Raw genomic sequence first — 16,006 nt, 5'->3', positions numbered from 1 at the left:
CTGGCGGTGCCCACGGTGAAGTTGTCCGGCCATTCGGAGCGGTCGGCGTGGGCCGAGGCCGCGACCAGCAGGGCGCCGGCCAGGGTGCCGGTGAGCACTTGGGTGGTGACATTACGCATGGCGTATCTCCCGTTGCGGTTGTGGTTGTTCGTCCGGTCGGCAGACGAGGGGGCATGGCCAACACAGTGTGGCAGGTGTCTCCCCGGGCCGCCTCGATCCAGACAAGGTGCTGCATTCAACGCCTTTAACTATAGCAAGGGGTGGGCCGCCCGCCAGGGAATCACTTTATTATCAGTTGGTTGGCAACGCAGTGTGCGACGAAGGTCGAAAGACGGGAAGGGCGTGATGGCTGGAACTCCGCACGCAGCTGGCGGATGGGTGTGCGGAAATCCGCACAGGGGGTCAGGCCGGTGTCGGGAGACGACCGGCGGGGGACGGCATGCTGGCGGGCGGTGGCGTTCAGGTCGCGGTCCGGCGGTAGCCGGCCGGGTGCGGGGGCACCTGCTCCGGGGCAGGGCCCGGCGCCTCGAGTCGGCGGGTGGGGCCGGCCTGGCCGTCACTCGCGGGTCGGCTTGCTCAGCGGCCCTTGGGGTCGAGGATCTTCACCGGCTGGAAGTCCTGGCGGGTCTGATCGTCACGCGGGCGGCTGACCCGGGTTTCCAGCTCGGGTAGCGCCTCGTCCTCGATCGGCAGCTGCTCGAAGAAGTCGCAGCTGACGCATTCCCGGTAGCGGATACCGTTCTGCTCCCAGGCGCGGATGCGGTCCATCTCGGCACAGCGCGGGCAGATGGCACCGGCGATAAAGCGTTTTTGCACGGCCATGAGGCCTCCTGATGACGAGCCGCCGGGGCAACCCCGGCGGCAGTGGCGATGGGGCGGGCGCTTCAGGTGGCTCGGATGCCGCTGTGGCGCAGCAGCGGCTCGACGCTGGGCTCGCGGCCGCGGAAGGCGCGGAACAGCTCGGCGGCGTCGCGGGCGCCGCCCCGCTCGAGGATCTCGGTGCGGAAGCGCCGCCCGGTCTCGGGGTCGAAGATCCCGGCCTCCTCGAAGGCGCTCCAGGCATCGGCGGAGAGCACCTCGGCCCACTTGTAACTGTAGTAGCCCGCCGCATAGCCCCCGGCGAAGATATGGCTGAAGCCATTCTGGAAGCGGTTGAAGGGGGAGCGAGGCACCACGGCGACGGCGTCGCGCACCGCGTCGAGCAGCGCCTGGATCTCGGTGGCGGAAGGGGCCTCGAGCTCGTGGTGCAGGCGGAAGTCGAACAGCGAGAACTCCAGCTGGCGCACCATGCCCATGGCCGACTGGAAGTTCTTGGCCGCCTGCAGCTTCTCGAGCAGCTCGGCCGGCAGCGGCTCGCCGGTCTCCACGTGGCCGGCGATCAGGTCGAGCCCCTCGCGCTCCCAGCAGTAGTTCTCCATGAACTGGCTGGGCAGCTCCACCGCGTCCCAGGCCACGCCGTTGATGCCGGAGATGTCGGCGATGGTCTGCCGGGTCAGCATGTGGTGCAGGCCATGGCCGAACTCGTGGAACAGGGTGGTGACCTCGTCATGGGTCAGCAGTGCCGGCCTGTTGCCTACCGGGCGGGTGAAGTTGCAGGTCAGGTAGGCCACCGGCAGCTGCAGTTCGCCCTGTTCCAGGCGGCGCACCCGGCACTCGTCCATCCAGGCGCCACCGCGCTTGCCCTCGCGGGCGTAGAGGTCGAGGTAGAAACCGGCGATGGGCGCCCCGTCTTCCACGATGCGGAAATAGCGCACGTCGGGGTGATAGCGCGGGGCATCCGCGTCCTCCTCGAAGGTCACGCCGTAGAGGCGTTCGACCACCCGGAACAGGCCGTCGACCACCCGGGGGGCCGGAAAATAGGGACGCAGCTGCTCCTGGGAGATGGCGTGGCGCGCCTCGCGCAGCTTCTCGCTGGCGTAGCCCACGTCCCAGGGGGCGAGCTCGCTCATGCCCAGTACGTCATGGGCGTAGGCTTCCAGCTCGGCGTACTCCTCCCGGGCCTGAGGCACGGCGCGTCGGGCCAGGTCCTCGAGGAAGTCGAGCACCTCGCGGGGCGTCTCGGCCATCTTGGTGGCGAGCGAGTAGTCCGCGTAGGTGGCGAAGCCCAGCAGCTCGGCCAGCTCATGGCGCAGGGCCAGGGTCTCCTCCATGATCGGCGCATTGTCGAACTGCCCCGCCTGGGGGCCCTGGTCGGAGGCGCGGGTGACGAAGGCGGTGTAGACCTCGCGACGCAGCTCGCGGTCATCGGCATAGGTCATCACCGGGAAGAAGCTGGGGAAGTCCAGGGTGATGTGGTAGCCCGGGAGCCCCTTGGCCTCGGCACCGGCCTTGAGCAAGTCCCGCGCGCTCTCGGGCAGGCCGGCCAGGCGGCTGGCGTCGGGTAGGTCGAGGTGCCAGGCCTGGGTGGCGTCGAGCAGCTGGTTGGAGAAGGCGTTGCCGAGCTCGGAGAGGCGGGCGCGGATCTCGCCGTAGCGCCGCTTCTGCTCGGCCGGCAGGTCGACCCCGGCCAGGCGGAAGTCGCGCAGGGTGTTGTCCACCGCCTGGCGCTGCCCCTCGTCGAGCTCGGCCCAGGCGGGCCCATTCTTCAGCGCCTGCCAGGCGCGGAACAGCCCTTCGTGCTGGCCGAGCCAGGTGCTGTAGTCGGAGAGCTGGGCGAGACAGGTCTGGTAGGCCTGGCGCAGGGCCTCGTTGTTCATGGTGCCGTTGAGGTGCGCGACCGGCGACCAGGCCCGGGAGAGGCGGTCGTTGAGCGCCTCCAGCGGGGCGGCCAGGCTCTCCCAGGTGGGCGCTCCCTCGCCCTGCTCGGCTTCTGCCACCAGGCGCTCGATGGCGGTGCGGTTCTCCGCCAGCAGTTCCTCGATGGCGGGCACCGCGTGCTCGGGGCGGATGTCGGCGAAGGGGGGCAGAAGATGGGGTTCGAGCAGCGGGTTGCGGGACATGCGCACCTCGGGGGCAGAAGAGTGATCGTGAGGTTAGATGCGGGCACTCGACCAGGGTTTCAATGTCGCCCAGGCCGCGAAGCGTTTGGTCCCCCTCGAGTGGCCTGCTAGTCTTGCTGCCTTTGCCGGCCCTGGGGAGCGAGAGGACACCATGAACGAGACGCTGGAGCGCTGGACCACCCGGCGCGCCTTCATTCTGGCCGTGACCGGGGCCGCCGTGGGGCTGGGCAACATCTGGCGCTTCCCCTACATCACCGGCGAGAACGGCGGGGCCATCTTCCTGCTGCTCTACGTGGCCTTCGTGCTGCTGCTGGGACTGCCGGTGATGATGGCCGAGATCATGATCGGCCGGGCCGGGCGCAGAAGCCCGATGCAGTCGCTCGGCTACCTGGCGGCCCAGGCCGGGCGCAGTGGTCACTGGCGCTGGCTGGGGCTGTTCGGCGCCTTCACGGTGTTCTGCATCCTGTCGTTCTACTCGGTGGTGTCGGGCTGGTCCATCGAGTTCCTGGTCGCGTCGGTCAACGGCGCCTTCGTCGGCGCCAGCCCGGCCGAGGTCGGCGCCGGCTTCGAGGCCTTCCTCGCCGACCCGGGGCGCATGACCCTCAACCACTCCTTCTTCCTGTTCATGACCATGTCGGTGGTGGCTGCCGGCGTCGCCAAGGGGCTGGAGAAACTCAACAACCTGCTGATGCCGCTGCTCTACCTGCTGCTGTTGCTGCTGGCCGGCTATGCCGCCACCACCGACGGCTTCGGCCAGGCGCTGGCCTGGCTGTTCATGCCGGACGTCTCGGCGGTGACGCCGCTGGTGGTGCTGCACGCCATGGGCCACGCCTTCTTCACCCTGGCGGTGGGCGCCTGTGCGCTGATGGCCTACGGCGCCTACATGCCGGACCACCAGAGCCTGCCCCGGGCCGCCGGGGCGGTGGCCCTGCTGGACATCGGCGTGGCCCTGCTGGCCGGCATCGCGATCTTCTCGGTGGTCTTCGCCCAGGGCATGGACCCCGGCGAGGGGCCCGGGCTGATGTTCGTGACCCTGCCGGTTGCCTTCGCCCAGTTGCCCTGGGGGGCGCTGTGGCTCAGCGTCTTCTTCCTGCTGCTGCTGCTCGCCACCTGGACCTCGTCGATCAACCTGGCCGAGCCCATGGTCGCCACCCTGCAGGGCATCGGCATCAAGCGTGGCCGCGCCACGGCGATCATCGGCGTGGCGGTGTGGCTGGTGGGACTGCTCTCGGTGTTCTCCTTCTCGACCCTGGCCGAGTGGCGACCGGTGGCCGGCATGAACTTCTTCGACCTGGTGACCACGGTGCCCACCGAGATCTTCCTGCCCGTCGGCGGGCTCGCGATCGCCGTCTTCGCCGCCTGGGTGATGCCCGAGCAGAGCGCCCTGCGCGCGCTCGATGCCGGGCCGGCGGGGTTCCGCACCTGGCGCGTCCTGGTGCGCTGGGTGTCGATTCCCCTGACGCTGGTAGTATTGGCGGCGGGCCTGTTGTGACGCACGTATCTGACGACCGGAGGTGAGCGATGAGCGAGGCAGTCGAGAATCGGGCCGGGACGATCCGGTCCTGGAAGGGGATGACCCCGCAACTGGGGGAGCGGGTCTACATCGATCCGGCGAGCATGGTGCTGGGCGACGTGGTGCTGGGCGACGACTGCTCGGTGTGGCCCATGGCGGTGATCCGCGGCGACATGCACCGCATCCGCATCGGTGCGCGCACCAGCGTGCAGGACGGCAGCGTGTTGCATATCACCCATGCCAGCGATTTCAACCCCCAGGGCTTTCCGCTGACCATCGGCGAGGAGGTGACCATTGGCCACAAGGCGATCCTCCACGGCTGCACCCTGGGCAACCGCATCCTGGTGGGCATGGGTGCCATCGTCATGGACGGCGCGGTGGTCGAGGACGAGGTGATCATCGCCGCGGGCGCCGTGGTGACGCCGGGCAAGCGGTTGGAGAGCGGCCATGTCTATGCCGGCAACCCGGCCAAGGCGCTGCGCCCCCTCAAGGAGCAGGAGCGGGCCTTCTTCCCCTATACCGCCGGCAACTACGTCAGGCTCAAGGACGACTACCTGTCTGCCTGAGCCTGTCGCCAATTGGCAACTGTTTGTTTTTTCAGGCCATGTTGCGCATAATCTGGATTTCCATCCAGTATTCTTCGAGTCTCTGCACATGGCCGATTTTCGTACCCACCTCGGCGTCGCCGTGGCCGGTGGCGTGCTGCTTGGTTTCGGTGGTTGGCAGGCCACCCCGCTGTCGGCCCCCGAAGCCGCCTCCCTGGCCGTGTTGACCGCCTTCGGCGGGATACTGCCGGATATCGATTCCGACAACTCCCATGCCATCCGCCTGATCTTCACCTTGCTCGCCGTGCTGTCGGTGGTGGGGGGCGCCCTGCTGTTGCAGGAGTGGCTCAGCCCGGGGGCCATCGTCGTCGCCTGTGGGGGGCTGTATATCGGCGTGCGCTATGCACTGAGCGCGGTGTTCAAGCGCTTCTCCGTGCATCGCGGCATCTGGCATTCGCTGCTGGCAGCGTTGCTGTGCGGGCTGGCGACCACGGCGGCCAGTTATCAATGGCTCTCGCAGAGCGCCTGGCTGGCCTGGGCCCAGGGGCTGGCGCTGGTCCTGGGCACGCTGATCCACCTGCTGCTCGATGAGCTGTATAGCGTCGACCTGGTCGGTACACGCATCAAGCGCTCCTTCGGCACGGCATTCAAGCTGTTCGACTATCGCGAGCCGGGCAACGCGGTGCTCATGCTGGTGCTCGCCGCCGCGCTGGTGCCGTGGCTGCCGCCCTGGCCGCCGCTGCGCGAGCTGCTCGTTCAGGGCTCGGCGCTCTGGCGGTAGTCTTCGGCCTTGAGTCCGTACTTCTTCAGCTTGTCGTAGAGGGTCTTGCGCGGCAGCCCGAGCTGCTCGCAGATCTCGCTGATGCGGCCGCGGTGGCGGGCCAGCGCCTGGCTGATCAGGCTTTTCTCGAACAGCTCGACCTGCTGGGGCAGGGCCATGTCGCCGGTGTCGCTCTCGACCCCTTCGAGCAGGGCGTCGAGGCGATAGTCGCAGGTGGCCCCGAGCAGCACATAACGCTCGGCCAGGTTGCGCAGCTCGCGCACGTTGCCCGGCCAGTCGTGGGCCAGCAGCGCCGAGATGCCGGCGGCATCCAGCGGCGGGCACTCCAGCTCACTGCGGTTGGCGGCGACCACGGCGAAGTGCTGGAACAGCAGCGGGATGTCCTCGCGCCGCTCGCGCAGGGCGGGAATCGGCAGGGTGACGACGTTGAGCCGGTAGTAGAGGTCCTCGCGGAAGCGTCCCGCCTCGGCGGCGACCTTGAGGTCGACCTTGGTGGCGGCGATCACGCGGATGTCCAGGGGCACCGGCACGTTGGAGCCGAGGCGCTCGACACAGCGTTCCTGCAGCACCCGCAGCAGCTTGACCTGCAGCGCCAGCGGCATCGACTCGATCTCGTCGAGGAAGACGGTGCCGCCCTCGGCATGCTCGAACTTGCCGATGCGACGCTCCACGGCGCCGGTGAAGGCGCCCTTCTCGTGGCCGAACAGCTCCGACTCGATGATGCTCTCTGGCACGGCGCCGCAGTTGATGGCGACGAAGGGGCGACCACCGCGACGGCTGCGTTCGTGGATGGCGCGGGCCACCAGGTCCTTGCCGGCGCCGGTCTCGCCGAACAGCAGCACGTCGGTCTCCACCTGGCTGATGCGCTGGACCATCGAGGCGAGGCGCTGCATCGTCTCGGTGCGGCCGACCATGCGCGGCCCCGGGGCATTCTGCTGGGCCTCCAGCTCGGCCTTGAGGCGGCGGTTCTCGAGGCTCAGGCGGCGCTTCTCGACGCCGCGCCGCACCACCTCCACCAGCCGCTCGCCGGCGAAGGGCTTCTCGAGGAAGTCCCAGGCGCCGTCACGCATCGCCTCCACGGCGGTGGAGATGTCGCCGTGGCCGGTGATCAGGATCACCGGCAGGTCCGGGTCGCGGCTTCGCACCTCGCGCAGCAGCGTCATGCCGTCCATGCCGGGCATGCGGATATCGCTGACCACCACGCCGGGGAAGTCGGGGGCGAGGTGTTCCAGCGCCGCCTCGGCGCTGGCATGGGGCTCGGGGGCGTAGCCGGCCAGCTCCAGGGTCTGACCGGCGGTGATGCGCAGGTGGGGTTCGTCATCGATGATCATCACCGGCGGGGCCGCCTGGTCATGCATGGGAAGGACTCTCCTGGTTGCGGGTCTGGTGGGGGTTCCGGGTGTCGGTGTCGCGGGGCAGGGTAATGGTGAACAGGGCGCCACCGCCAGGGCGGTTGCCGGCGCTGAGGCGCCCGCCCAGGTCGTCGATGATGCGCGCGGAGATCGACAGCCCGAGCCCCAGGCCGCTGCCCGGTGACTTGGTGGTGAAGAACGGCTCGAAGATGCGGGCCAGGTTCTCCTCGGCGATGCCGGGGCCGTTGTCGGCCACGCCGATGGTGACGCGTTCGGCATCCTGGTCGATGGAGAGGGTCAGCCGCGGGTCGGGTGCCTCGCTCATCGCCTGCAGGGCGTTGCCGATCAGGTTGACCAGCACTTGCTCGAGCCGGACCAGGTCGGCCCGCACCCAGACGTCGCCCTCGGGCCAGTGGCGCTCCACCTCGACCCCGGCGTCGCGCAGCCGGGCCTGGAAGAGCCGCAGGGCGTAGTCGAAGCAGGAGGGGACCGAGACGGCGGTCAGGCTGTCGCCACATTTGCGCGAGAATTGTCGCAACTGGGAGCTGATCTCCGCCATGCGGGCGGTCAGCTCGATGATCTGCTCCAGGTTGCTGCTCGCCGCCTCGAGGCGCTGGCGCTCGAGGAAGGCGCGGGCGTTCTCGGCGTAGGCGCGGATCGCCGCCAGCGGCTGGTTGAGCTCGTGGTTGATGCCGGCGGCCAGCTGGCCGAGCACGGCGAGCTTGGCCGCCTGGATCAACTCGTCACGGGTCTGGCGCAGGTTGGCCTCGGCACGGCGGCGCTCCTCGATCTCGCCGGAGAGGCGCCGGTTGGTCTCGACCAGGTCGCGGGTACGACGTTCGACGTTGCGCTCGAGCTCGTCCCGGGCGCTGGCCAGGGTGCGTCGCTCGCGCTCGGCGAACTGCTCCCGCTCGCGACGCAGGCGCAGGCGCTGCCAGCCGATGCCGCCGCCGAGGACCACCACGCCGTAGAGCCCGCCGGCGAGCAGGGCCGACAGCCACTGGGCGCGGATCACCGGGGTCAGGGGCTTGAGGATGTGCATCTCCCAGCCGAGCTCCTCGAGGGGACGCGACAGGCTGAGGTAGCTGCCCTCGGCCAAGGGGCCCCGGGAGAAGCTCACCAGCCGACTCTGGTCGCCGCGGGTCTCGAGGACCTCGATGCCCGAGGGCGACAATGGCTCGTCGGCATAGCGGCGGGTCTCGAGCAGGGCCTGGCGCTCCGTGTCCGAGAGCGGGTGGAGGGCGGCCATGCGCAGCTCCGGGCGGCTGGCCATGAAGATGATGTCGTCCTCGTCGGTGACCAGCAGTTCGGCGTCCTGGTCGGCCCAGCTTTCCTCCACGGCGTCGAGCAGCACCTTGACCACCATCACGCCGTCGGGAGTAGCGTTGGGGGAGGTGTCGTCGAGCCACACCGGGGCGGAGAAGTAATAGCCGCGCTCCCTCGATAGCACACCCAGGCCGAAGAAGCGCCCCTGGCCGCCGGCGATGGCGTCCTGGTAGTAGCTGCGGAAGGCGTAATTCTGGCCGATGAAGGTATTGGGCAGGTGCCAGTTGCTGGCGGCCAGGGTATTGGCGTCGCGGTCGAGGAGATAGACGTCGGAGACGTCGGCGGTGGCGCGGAAGCGATCCAGCAGCCGGTTGAGCGGCATGGCATCCTGGCTTCGCGGGGAGCTCAGGAAGCGTTGCACGCCCTCGCGGGAGGCCAGCAACTGTGGCAGGTAGTCATGCCGTGAAAGGTGGCCCTCGAGCCCCGCGGCCGAGAGGCGAAGCTCGTTCTCCGCTTCGCGGACCAGGTTCTGCAGGGCCTGCTCGCGGGCCAGCTGGGCGGCCTGCCACATGCTCAGGGCGAGCCCCAGGGGCACCAGCAGGATCAGCAGGCGCCGCCAGGCCCGGGAGAGCCGCGGTGGCCGTGTGCGGGCCTTCATCTCACCGGGTCCCGCTGCGGGGAGGGCATCCCCTGGGCCCGGCGCAGGGCGCGCTGGGCACGGGTTTCGGCCCGCTCCAGTTCCAGCAGGTTCTCCTCCACGAACACCAGGTGCTCGTGGGACCGAGCCCTGGCGTCCTCGGCGCGGCCCTCGAGGATGGCATCGAGCAGGGCCCGGTGCTGCTGCATCAGCAGGGGGCGGGAGTCGGGCTTCTCGAACAGGTGGGCGAGGTTGTCGACGATACTACGCTCCAGCAGGTGGAAGATGCCGCGGATGGTGTGCAGCAGCAGCACGTTGTGAGCCGCCTCGGCGATGGCCATGTGGAAGGCGGCGTCGGCCTTGGCCTCGAGCCTCGGGTCACGGCCCTTGAAGCAGGCCTCGAGCTCCTCGAAGCGATTGATCAGCATCGCCTTGTCGGTGGGGGTGGAGCGCAGGGCGGCATAGTAGGCGGAGATGCCTTCCATGGCGTCGCGAAATTCGAGCAGGTCCAGGTGGAACTCGCCATGGCGGGCGAGCATCTCCAGCAGCGGATCGCTGTAACTGTTGTTGAGCTCCTGGGTGATGAAGGTACCGCCGCCCTGGCGGCTCGTCAGCAGGCCGCGGGCGGCCAGCTTCTGGATCGCCTCGCGCAACGAGGGGCGCGAGACGCCGAAGCGCTCCGCCAGCTCTCGCTCCGGGGGGAGGCGTTGGCCGGGCTTGAGGCTCCCTTCCAGAATCAGGGCCTCGAGGCGTTCGGTGATCACGTCGGCGAGGCGGGGCTGCCGGACGGGTTGGTAGGCCATGGTTGCCTCCTGGGAGCATGAAGCGGACATCATGGTAACGCCACTTAATTGGTATTACCAATATCGGCGAGCTACCCTGGTCAGTGAGAGATCCTGAATTGCCAGCATGATCAAGGGGTTGCTGTCGTCATTCGTCATGCCCTACCAAAGTATAGCAACGATGGATGAGAAAAAACCGGGGCCGGGTTTGACACTGTGAGGGGCGCCTCCTAAGGTGCGGCAACATTGCTGCTGTAAATTGGTTTTACCAATTTACCAGACTGAACGACAACCATCCCGATGCCTTCGCCGGACACGGCCCCTGGCATCGTCGAGGATCCTGCCGATGACGCCAGTCAAGTGTTACCCGTCGAAACCGGAGAAGGTCTACTTCTTCGGCACCTGTCTGATCGACCTGTTCTACCCCGAAGCGGGGCTGGATGGCATTCGCCTCCTGGAGCGGGAGGGTATCGAGGTGGTCTTCCCCGAGGACCAGACCTGCTGTGGCCAGCCCGCCTACACCTCGGGCTACCAGCAGGAGGCCCGGGCGGTGGCGGCAGCACAGCTCGATCTCTTTCCCGAGCCCTGGCCGATCGTGGTGCCGTCCGGCTCCTGCGGGGGAATGATGCGTACCCACTACCCCCAGCTGTTTGCCGGCAGCGAGCGTGAAGCCCTGGCGAAGGCGGTAGCCGGTCGGGTCTTCGAGCTCACCGAGTTTCTGGTGCATGTCTGTCATCTCAGGCTCGAGGATCGTGGCGAGCCCGAGAAGGTCGCCATGCACACCTCCTGCAGTGCCCGTCGCGAGATGGGGCTGGCCGACACCGGCCCGGTGCTGCTGGCCAAGCTCGGCCAGGTCGAGCTGGTGGAGCAGGCGCGGGCGGCCGAGTGCTGCGGCTTCGGTGGCACCTTCGCGGTGCGCCATCCCGAGGTCTCCGCCGCCATGGTCGAGGACAAGACCCAGGCCATCGAGGCCACCGGTGCGCGCCGCTTCGTTACCTCCGACTGCGGCTGCATGATGAACATCAGCGGGCGCTTCGCACATCAGAAGAAGTCGGTCAAGGGCGAGCATATCGCCAGTTACCTGTGGCGGAGGACCTCATGAGCGTACAAAGCGATTCGGTTCGGCCCCATCCCGTACAAGCCTACAGCCCCCGCGAGTTCCACCGCCAGGCCCATGATGCCCTGGGCAATCCGCAGATCCGTGCCAATTTCCGCAAGGCCATGGATGGCCTGATGACCAAGCGGCACGACAGCTTCGGCGACTGGGACCTGGAGATCCTGCGTGAGCTGGGCGCCAACATCCGGCTGAGGGCGCTGGCCAAGCTGCCCGACCTGCTCGAGCAGCTGGAGGCCAACTGTGAGGCCAACGGCATCCGGGTGCACTGGGCAGAGGACGGTGACCAGGCGTGCCGCATCATCCGCGAGCTGTGCGAGAGCCACGATGCCAGGTCGGTGATCAAGGGCAAGTCGATGGTCTCCGAAGAGATGCACCTCAATGCCCACCTGGAAGAGGCCGGCATCGAGGCACTGGAGTCCGATCTCGGCGAGTACCTGGTGCAGCTCAACGAGCAGACGCCCTCGCATATCATCATGCCGGCGATCCATCTCAATACCGATGAGATATCCGAGATCATGCACGACAAGACCGGCACCGAGCGCACCCGCGACGTCGACACCATGACCGCGGCGGCCAGGCAGCAGCTGCGCGAGCGCTTCATGGCCGCCGACGTGGGGGTCTCCGGGGTCAACTTCGCGGTGGCCGAGACCGGCACCCTGTGCCTGGTGGAGAACGAGGGCAACGGCCGCATGACCACCACGGTGCCGCCGGTCCACATCGCCGTGACCGGCATCGAGAAGGTCGTCGAACACCTGCGCGACGTGCCGCCCCTCTATGCCCTGCTGACCCGCTCGGCCACCGGCCAGCACGTCACCACCTACTTCAATATGATCTCGGGGCCCAGAAAACCCGAAGAGCACGATGGGCCGCAGGAGGTGCACCTGGTCCTGGTGGACAGCGGCCGGTCCAGCATCTACCAGGACGACGAGCTGCTCGACACTCTGCGCTGCATCCGCTGCGGCGCCTGCATGAACCACTGCCCGGTCTATACCCGGGTGGGTGGCCATACCTATGGCACCACCTACCCCGGCCCCATCGGCAGCATTTTGTCGCCACACCTGATGGGCCTGGAAGACACCAAGGACCTGCCCACTGCCTCGAGCCTGTGCGGGGCCTGCGGCGAGGTGTGTCCGGTGAAGATTCCGATCCCCGACCTGCTGGTGCGCCTGCGCCGCGAGTCGGTGGGCGAGGGGCGTGGCAACGTGCCCGGCGCCGGGGTCAAGCGCACCCGCAAGGAGGCCGCGGCATGGAAGGGTTTCGAGTGGCTGGCCACCCATCCGGGAGTCTGGCGCGCCGGAACCTCCATGGCCGGCAAGCTGCGAGCGCTGACGCCCTCGCGACTGGGCGCCTGGACCGACTATCGCAGCGCACCGAAGCCGGCCGGCACCACCCTGCATGCGCTGGTGAAACAGCACGAGGCCAAGCGTCACCAGGCCGACAAGGCCGCAGAGGAGAAACGCCCATGAGTGCCCGCGACGCCATTCTCAAGCGGCTGCGCGAGCGGGCCGACGGTCCGCTGACCCCCCCCGAGTGTGACTTCGCCGTGGTGACGAACCGCGGCTGGAGCCCCGAGGAACGTCTCGAGCGCTTCGAGCGGTGGATCACTTCGGTGCATGGCGAGGTGATCCATGTCGCCACGCATGACTGGACCACGGCCCTGGTTGATGTGCTGACCGCCAAGGGCGTGCAGCGACTGGCGCTGGGCCGCGAGCATCCGGTGGCCGCCGAAGCGCGCCGGGCCCTGGTCGATGCCGAGGTGGAGTTGGTCGATGTCGACCGCGACATCGAGGCCTGGAAGCGCGAGCAGTTCGAACGGGTCGATGCCGGCCTGACCTCGACCCTTGGCGGCATCGCCGAGACCGGCAGCCTGTGGCTCTGGCCCACCCCTGACGAACCGCGCCTGATCAGCCTGGTGCCGCCCATCCATATCGCCGTGCTGGACGCCGACACGCTCGAGGACACCTTCTTCGACGTGGTGGAGCGCCCTGGATGGGCCGGCGGCATGCCCACCAATGCCCTGCTGATCTCCGGGCCGAGCAAGACCGCGGACATCGAGCAGACCCTGGCCTACGGCGTGCACGGTCCTCGCGAGCTGGTGGTGCTGGTGCGACATGCCGGCGGGGCAACGGAGGCGGGCGCATGACGACCACGACCCCATGGCAGGAGCTCAAGGCGGCGCTGGCCGACACGATCCCCGTCGAGCGGCTGATCGACGACCCCCTGCGTACCCTGGCCTATGGCACCGATGCCAGCTTCTACCGGCTGATCCCTCAGCTGGTGGTACGGCCGGAAAGCGAGCCAGAGCTGCAGCGGACCCTGGCGGAGTGCCGGGCGCGGGGCCTACCGGTGACCTTTCGTGCGGCCGGCACCTCGCTCTCCGGCCAGGCGGTCACCGACTCGGTGCTGATCCAGCTCGGTCGCGGCTGGCGCGACCACGAGATCCTCGACGAGGGCCGGGCCATCCGCCTGCAGCCCGGTGTGATCGGCGCCCGAGCCAACGCCCTGCTCGCCCCCTTCGGGCGCAAGATCGGCCCGGATCCGGCCTCCATCGCGAGCTGCATGATCGGTGGCATCGCCGCCAACAACGCCTCGGGCATGTGCTGCGGCACGGCCCAGAACAGCTATCGCACGGTGCGCGATATCCGCGTGATCCTGGCCGATGGCAGCCTGCTGGATACCGCGGACCCCGACAGCGTGGCCGCCTTCCGCCGCTCCCATGGCGAGCTGGTCGAGGGGCTCGAGCGTCTCTCGGCCGAGACCCGGGCCAACGAGGCGCTGGCCGAGAAGATTCGCCACAAGTACCGGCTCAAGAACACCACCGGCTATGCGCTCAACAGCCTGGTGGACTTCACCGATGGTATCGAGATCCTCAAGCACCTGATGATCGGCTCGGAGGGGACGCTCGGCTTCATCAGCACCATCACCTACGCCACCGTGGTCGACGAGCCCGAGAAGGCGGCGGCGCTGGCCTTCTTTCCCGACATGGCCACCACCTGCCGGGCGACCATTGCCTTGAAGCAGGCGCCGGTCTCGGCCGTGGAGCTGATGGACCGCGCCGCGTTGCGCTCGGTGCAGGACAAAGCGGGAATGCCGCAGGTATTGAAGACGCTCCCCGAGGGCGCGGCGGCCCTGCTGGTCGACGTGCGCGGCAACGACGCTGCCGAGCTCGAGGCTCGCATGGCAGCGGTGCAGGCGACCCTGGAGGGCATCCGGACCCTGGAGCCGGTCGCCTTCACCCGCGACGCCGATACCTACGCGCGCTACTGGAAGCTCCGCAAGGGGCTCTTCCCGGCGGTGGGGGCGGTGCGCGAGACCGGCACCACGGTGATCATCGAGGATGTCGCCTTCCCCATCGAGCGACTCGACGAAGGCGTGCTGGCGCTGACCGAGGCCTTCCATCGGCATGGCTACCGGGAAGCGATCCTCTTCGGTCATGCCCTGGAGGGCAACCTGCACTTCGTCTTTCCCCAGGGCTTCGAGAAGCCCGGCGAGGTAGCGCGCTATCAGGCGTTGATGGATGAAGTCGCACAGCTGGTGGGCGTCGAGTATGGCGGTTCCCTCAAGGCCGAGCACGGTACCGGGCGCAACATGGCGCCCTACGTGGAGTTGGAGTGGGGACCCGACGCCTATGCCCTGATGTGGCGTATCAAGGCGCTCTTCGACCCCGATAACCGGCTGAACCCCGAGGTGATCCTGAGCCGCAACCCGACCCTGCACCTGGAGAACCTCAAGCCGCTGCCGGCGGCCAACCCCATCGTCGACAAGTGCATCGAGTGCGGCTTCTGCGAGCATGTCTGTCCCTCGAAGGACCTGACGCTCACCCCGCGGCAGCGTATCGTCATCGCCCGTGAGATGGCCCGGCTCGAGGCGCTGGGGGCGTCGCTCGATGCACAGGATGCCGAACGGCTCGAGACGCTGCGGCGCGATAACCGTTACGCCGGCGACGAGACCTGTGCCGCCGATGGCCTCTGTGCCACCCAGTGCCCGGTGGACATCAATACCGGCGACCTGGTGCGCGAGATGCGCCGCGAACGCCATGCCGGCAAGGCCGACGTGGCCCGGCGGGTCGGCCGGCACTTCTCCGGGGTCACGCGACTGGCGCGAGCTGCCCTGAGCGTGGCCGGAGCGGCGCGTGCGGTGTTCGGCAATGGCCTGATGAGCAAGGCCAGTGGTGGCGCGCGCCGACTGAGCGGTGGCCGCCTACCCCAGTGGACACCGGCACTGCCCAAGGCGGCACCGATTCGGGTGCTCAGGCTCCAGGCCTCTGCCGGCGTCGCCAGGGACAAGGTGGTCTACCTGCCGTCCTGCGCGACACGGGTATTCGGCGCCGGCCACGGCGACGGGGAGTCGCGCTCGGTGATGGAGATCACCCTGTCGCTGCTCGACAAGGCGGGGTATGAGGTGATCCTGCCGGAGATGATCGGCCATCTCTGCTGCGGCATGGCCTTCCAGTCCAAGGGGCAGTTCGACGAAGCGAAGCACAAGGCGCGGGAGCTCAACCGTGAGCTGCTGGTGGCCAGCCAGAACGGCCGCTATCCGGTGCTCAGCGACACCAGTCCCTGTACCCTGCAGATGCAGGAGCACCTGGACGAGCGGCTCACGTTGCTGGAACCGGTGGCCTTTGCCCATGATCATCTGCTGCCGAGGCTGGCGATCACGCCTCTCGACGAGCGGGTTGCGGTCCACGTGACCTGCTCCAGCACGCGGATGGGACTGGCCGACCGCTTCGAGGCCCTGGCGAAGGCCTGTGCACGCGACGTGGTGGTGCCGGCGGAGATCACCTGCTGCGGGTTCGCCGGCGACAAGGGGTTCAATACCCCGGAGCTCAATGCCGCGGCGCTCGAGGGACTGGCCGAACAGGTGGCGGGGTGCAGTGCCGGCTACTCCAATTCGCGCACCTGCGAGATCGGCCTGAGCCAACACGGCGGTATCCCCTATCGTTCGATCCTGTCGCTGCTCGACCGGGCGAGCCAGGCCAGATGACGAGTCGCCCGATCGTCCACAGGCGCTCGCTTCCGACCGCCTGTGGACAGCTGTCTCGCGCGGCTCGGTCATCGGCCTGAAAGTTTTTTAC

Annotated in this window: 12 protein-coding genes; 7 read left to right on the top strand and 5 right to left on the bottom strand. The window is 68.3% G+C overall.

Annotation, left to right across the window (positions count from 1 at the left end; genetic code table 11):
- Positions 1-576: 576 nt before the first annotated feature.
- On the bottom strand, positions 577-822 hold the full coding sequence (locus tag CR157_RS13495) for a YheV family putative zinc ribbon protein (protein WP_102628187.1): 246 nt from the start codon (positions 820-822) through the stop codon (positions 577-579).
- 62 nt (positions 823-884) lie between these two features.
- A complete protein-coding gene (gene prlC, locus CR157_RS13490; RefSeq protein ID WP_110284060.1) occupies positions 885-2,939 on the bottom strand; it encodes an oligopeptidase A in 2,055 nt (684 codons plus the stop codon).
- Positions 2,940-3,090: 151 nt separating this feature from the next.
- On the opposite strand from prlC, the gene CR157_RS13485 reads away from it, so the two are divergent.
- The 3 genes from CR157_RS13485 (at position 3,091) to CR157_RS13475 (ending at position 5,778) form a co-directional block, all read left to right on the top strand.
- Positions 3,091-4,431 (top strand): sodium-dependent transporter, encoded by a 1,341-nt coding sequence (locus CR157_RS13485; RefSeq protein WP_110284059.1) that lies wholly within the window; start codon positions 3,091-3,093, stop codon positions 4,429-4,431.
- 29 nt (positions 4,432-4,460) lie between these two features.
- Positions 4,461-5,018, top strand: coding sequence for a gamma carbonic anhydrase family protein (locus CR157_RS13480; protein ID WP_110284058.1), 558 nt, complete (start codon positions 4,461-4,463; stop codon positions 5,016-5,018).
- 88 nt (positions 5,019-5,106) lie between these two features.
- Positions 5,107-5,778, top strand: a complete 672-nt coding sequence (locus CR157_RS13475; protein WP_110284057.1) for a metal-dependent hydrolase — start codon at positions 5,107-5,109, stop codon at positions 5,776-5,778.
- Here CR157_RS13475 and CR157_RS13470 read toward each other — a convergent pair.
- The 3 genes from CR157_RS13470 to CR157_RS13460 are packed head-to-tail and all read right to left on the bottom strand — an operon-like array spanning position 5,754 to position 9,836.
- Positions 5,754-7,136, bottom strand: coding sequence for a sigma-54-dependent transcriptional regulator (locus CR157_RS13470; protein WP_110284056.1), 1,383 nt, complete (start codon positions 7,134-7,136; stop codon positions 5,754-5,756). The genes CR157_RS13475 and CR157_RS13470 overlap by 25 nt on opposite strands.
- A complete protein-coding gene (locus CR157_RS13465; RefSeq protein ID WP_110284055.1) occupies positions 7,129-9,054 on the bottom strand; it encodes a sensor histidine kinase in 1,926 nt (641 codons plus the stop codon). Before CR157_RS13465 ends, CR157_RS13470 begins: the two co-directional genes overlap by 8 nt.
- A complete protein-coding gene (locus CR157_RS13460) occupies positions 9,051-9,836 on the bottom strand; it encodes a GntR family transcriptional regulator (RefSeq protein ID WP_110284054.1) in 786 nt (261 codons plus the stop codon). Before CR157_RS13460 ends, CR157_RS13465 begins: the two co-directional genes overlap by 4 nt.
- A gap of 325 nt (positions 9,837-10,161) precedes the next feature.
- Between CR157_RS13460 and CR157_RS13455 the strand changes: the two genes are divergently transcribed.
- From CR157_RS13455 to CR157_RS13440, 4 genes are read left to right on the top strand one after another with little or no spacing between them, the layout of a single operon-like run.
- A complete protein-coding gene (locus tag CR157_RS13455) occupies positions 10,162-10,917 on the top strand; it encodes a (Fe-S)-binding protein (RefSeq protein WP_110284053.1) in 756 nt (251 codons plus the stop codon).
- Positions 10,914-12,398 (top strand): LutB/LldF family L-lactate oxidation iron-sulfur protein, encoded by a 1,485-nt coding sequence (locus CR157_RS13450; RefSeq protein WP_110284052.1) that lies wholly within the window; start codon positions 10,914-10,916, stop codon positions 12,396-12,398. Before CR157_RS13455 ends, CR157_RS13450 begins: the two co-directional genes overlap by 4 nt.
- Positions 12,395-13,075, top strand: coding sequence for a LutC/YkgG family protein (locus CR157_RS13445; RefSeq protein ID WP_110284051.1), 681 nt, complete (start codon positions 12,395-12,397; stop codon positions 13,073-13,075). Before CR157_RS13450 ends, CR157_RS13445 begins: the two co-directional genes overlap by 4 nt.
- Positions 13,072-15,915: an FAD-binding and (Fe-S)-binding domain-containing protein gene (locus CR157_RS13440; protein ID WP_110284050.1), complete on the top strand. Its 2,844-nt coding sequence runs from the start codon at positions 13,072-13,074 to the stop codon at positions 15,913-15,915. The genes CR157_RS13445 and CR157_RS13440 overlap by 4 nt, the downstream gene beginning before the upstream one ends.
- The last annotated feature ends 91 nt before the right edge of the window (positions 15,916-16,006 follow it).

Source organism: Halomonas sp. LBP4 (assembly GCF_003202205.1).
GTDB classification, from domain to species: domain Bacteria; phylum Pseudomonadota; class Gammaproteobacteria; order Pseudomonadales; family Halomonadaceae; genus Halomonas; species Halomonas flagellata.
The sequence above is the reverse complement of the archived record's forward strand: the minus strand, read 5'-3'. Positions and strand labels throughout refer to the sequence as shown.